Here is a 3,073-nt window from a genome sequence, read left to right as displayed (position 1 = left end):
GACGGAAAGGCATTATGAAGGCTTATGGGTGGATAAAAAAACGACCAGGCATTTGGAGATATCGTTTAAAGGCGGTTATGCAACAATTATAGACTGGACAAGCAAGTTCCAAAAGCGGGAAAGCGGTGATAGCTATAAGGCATTCCTCAAAAATGGGAAAACTCATCATGCCCGAAGACAGAGAACATCAAGCAGCCTAGAGTGAAATCATAGCAAAAGATCAAAGACTGATCTACCTGACCAAATCGATTAGAGCAGGAAAAGCATCCACTTGAGGTAGACAGAGCTTTACCAGAGCGCGCAGATAAAACAAGCTGTGTTCCCAGCGGTCTGATCAAACCCGCAATGAAGCTTCAGCGCAAGCCAAAAAACCCTGCCTAAAATGTAGGATCCGTCAAGCTGGCAATTTATCTCCATATCATGATACTCTTGTTTTGCTTCACATACCATGATTACCACATCGTCAGGATAGAAGTACTATACCCGGCTCTTCTTTAAAACCAAAAACCCCAAGGTCGCTCAAAAAGCGGAGTTCTGTTTAAAAAAAAGCATTGACTGCCAGCAAGCAGGTTGGGGATCGGGATAATTTAGGCTATTTTTCTGCAGAGCTAGCACTACTGCAGGAAAATAATGGTCAATATCAGGACGCACTTCAGAACTACAAAAGATCCAGACAGATTACCGATTCGCTGTACTCACAGGAAAGCAAAAACAAAATTGCATCACTGGAGGCACAATATGCTTTTCGGAAAAAAGAAGAAACCTACAAACAACAGCAGCAACTCTCAAAACTGCAAATGAGACAGCTTACCTCTCTGGCGCATTGGCCATCCTACTGATCAGTTCAGTTTTACTCTATTTGCTGAACCGTTCCCGGATCAGGCACCTGCGCTTAAAAAATGAAATGCAGCGAAAAAAGGCAGAACAGCAGAACAAAGAACTGATCAATCAGAATAAACTATCAGAAAGTGAATTAAAAGCAATCAGGGCGCAGATGAACCCACATTTCATATTTAATGTACTGAATTCAATTGAATCCTATATCGTTGAAAACGATTCAAAAACTGCCGGCAGCCTGGTACAAAAGTTTGCCGCACTGAGCAGGCTGATCTTAGAGAACTCTACCCAGAGCATGGTTTCGGCCGACAGGGAATGGAAAGCACTCCGGTTGTATGCCGAACTGGAAGTGATGCGTTTCAACAAGCAATTTAGCTGTTCATTTTATACAGAGTCTTCTATTGATCTTTCCAGGTTACTCCTACCTCCCATGCTGGTACAGCCACTAATTGAAAATGCCATACATCATGGTATGCGGAATTCAACAGCCGAAAATAATGCCATCACAGTAAGCCTGGAACAAACCGAAAATACCCTGCTTTTTACTGTTTCAGACAATGGGATCGGCATGGTTGAAGCCAAAAAAATCAAAACTTTCTCAGCTATCAAAGGCCAATCCATCGGTATCGCCTCCATAAAAGAACGGATTGAAATCTTTAATGTCATGAACCATGAACACCCAGCCCAGTTCGAACTTCGCAATAAACAAAGTAATGAAGGGATGGGAACTATTGCAAAACTGACACTTCCTAAAGTTTTCAGAGAGATCTGAAAGCTCGATAATAGGCCGTGATTTCAGATTCAAATAACCCCATTTTCAATAACTTCAATATTTAATCTGACTTGTGTTCAACTGTTACTCCCAATCGCTTTTGAAATGCTTTGGACTTTGACAATCCTCTTTAATTATGCCGGTAATGTTTTTTGCAATGTTTAGTCACATAACTTATAAACAATAAGCCATATACTTGTCATTACTTAGCGTAATTATGCAGTAATTATCATCGATTATTTTCCAATGCAAAACTTACTGAATATGTTCTCAAGCAAATCATCGGTAGTAACCTGACCGGTTATCTCTCCTAAATAATGTAATGCTTGTTTAATATCCATTGCTAAAAAGTCAGAAGTAACTGGATTATCCAAACCATTAGCTACACTATTTAACGCTGCCTGAGTTTTTTGTAATGCCTCTACGTGCCTGATATTGGTGACCATGGTATGGTTATCTGAGAGCTTATCTCCTACTGCAGTGTCGTAAAGCAATTGTTTCAGTTCCTCAATCTGTTGATTCTCTTTAGCCGAGATGGCAATAAACTGGATATCTGAAGGAAGATTAAGCTCCTTTAACCGGTCGCTATAAGAAAGATCCATTTTATTAGCGACAGCTAAAAAAGGTATGCCAGGTTTATGTAAGCGGGCAATATCATCATGAATTTCGGTGGCCGAGGTATTAACCACATCAAACAAATACACTAACAATGCCGACTGACTAATCTTTTGCATGGTTTTTTCAACCCCAATAGCCTCAATAGTATCAGTGGCTTCACGGATACCAGCAGTATCGATCAATCTAAAGTTGATGCCGTTGATATTTAAAAGCTCCTCAATAGTGTCACGAGTTGTTCCGGCTATCTCACTAACAATTGCTCTGTCTTCATTTAAAAGTGCATTTAGTAGGGTCGATTTACCTGCATTTGGCCTGCCCGCTATTACTGTGTTAATTCCCTGCTTTATAACATTCCCAAGCTCAAAAGAGCGGATTAGTTTATTTAATACAATAGTAATTTTGGCAATCAGTTCCTGCAATTGATCTCTATTAGCAAACTCAACGTCTTCCTCAGCAAAATCAAGCTCAAGTTCAATCATAGAAGCAAAGTGAATCAATTGTTCGCGCAATACATTAAGTTCAGTACTAAAACCACCTCTTAGTTGATTCATAGCTACCTGATGAGCAGCAGCTGAATCTGAAGAAATTAAATCAGCGACAGCTTCAGCCTGAGATAAATCCAGTCCTCCATTTAAAAATGCCCTTAAAGTAAATTCACCAGGTTTTGCCGCACTGGCACCTTTCTTTATCAAAAGCGTGATAATCTGCTGAATGATATAATTAGAACCATGACAAGATATTTCGACAACGTTTTCCTTTGTATRTGATTTTGGAGCAACAAATAAACTCACTAGAACCTCATCTATAACTGCATTTCCATCTTTAATTAAACCAAAGTGTATGGTG

4 protein-coding genes are annotated in these 3,073 nt (G+C 39.8%); 3 read left to right on the top strand and 1 reads right to left on the bottom strand.

What is annotated here, in order from left to right; genetic code table 11:
• The 3 genes from AC1DG9_RS25620 to AC1DG9_RS25610 all read left to right on the top strand — a co-directional run.
• The coding region (locus AC1DG9_RS25620) for a hypothetical protein (protein ID WP_477635520.1) at positions 1–205 on the top strand (205 nt) is incomplete at its 5' end.
• Between the two features lie 346 nt (positions 206–551).
• On the top strand, positions 552–839 hold the full coding sequence (locus AC1DG9_RS25615; protein ID WP_172662801.1) for a hypothetical protein: 288 nt from the start codon (positions 552–554) through the stop codon (positions 837–839).
• Between the two features lie 65 nt (positions 840–904).
• Positions 905–1,609, top strand: a complete 705-nt coding sequence (locus tag AC1DG9_RS25610; RefSeq protein ID WP_337716132.1) for a sensor histidine kinase — start codon at positions 905–907, stop codon at positions 1,607–1,609.
• A gap of 236 nt (positions 1,610–1,845) precedes the next feature.
• Here AC1DG9_RS25610 and mnmE read toward each other — a convergent pair.
• Positions 1,846–3,073 (bottom strand): tRNA uridine-5-carboxymethylaminomethyl(34) synthesis GTPase MnmE (mnmE, locus tag AC1DG9_RS25605; protein ID WP_477635519.1); only part of this gene is annotated, 1,228 nt, incomplete at its 5' end.

The organism is Pedobacter sp. 05L430 (assembly GCF_056397585.1).
Note: the sequence above shows the minus strand (reverse complement) of the source record. Positions and strands in the feature narration are given on the sequence as shown.

What these genes read in the sequence shown, in the direction of transcription:
- AC1DG9_RS25610 (WP_337716132.1), top strand. Translation starts at nt 905, where the DNA reads ATGCAGCGAAAAAAGGCAGAACAGCAGAACAAAGAACTGATCAATCAG.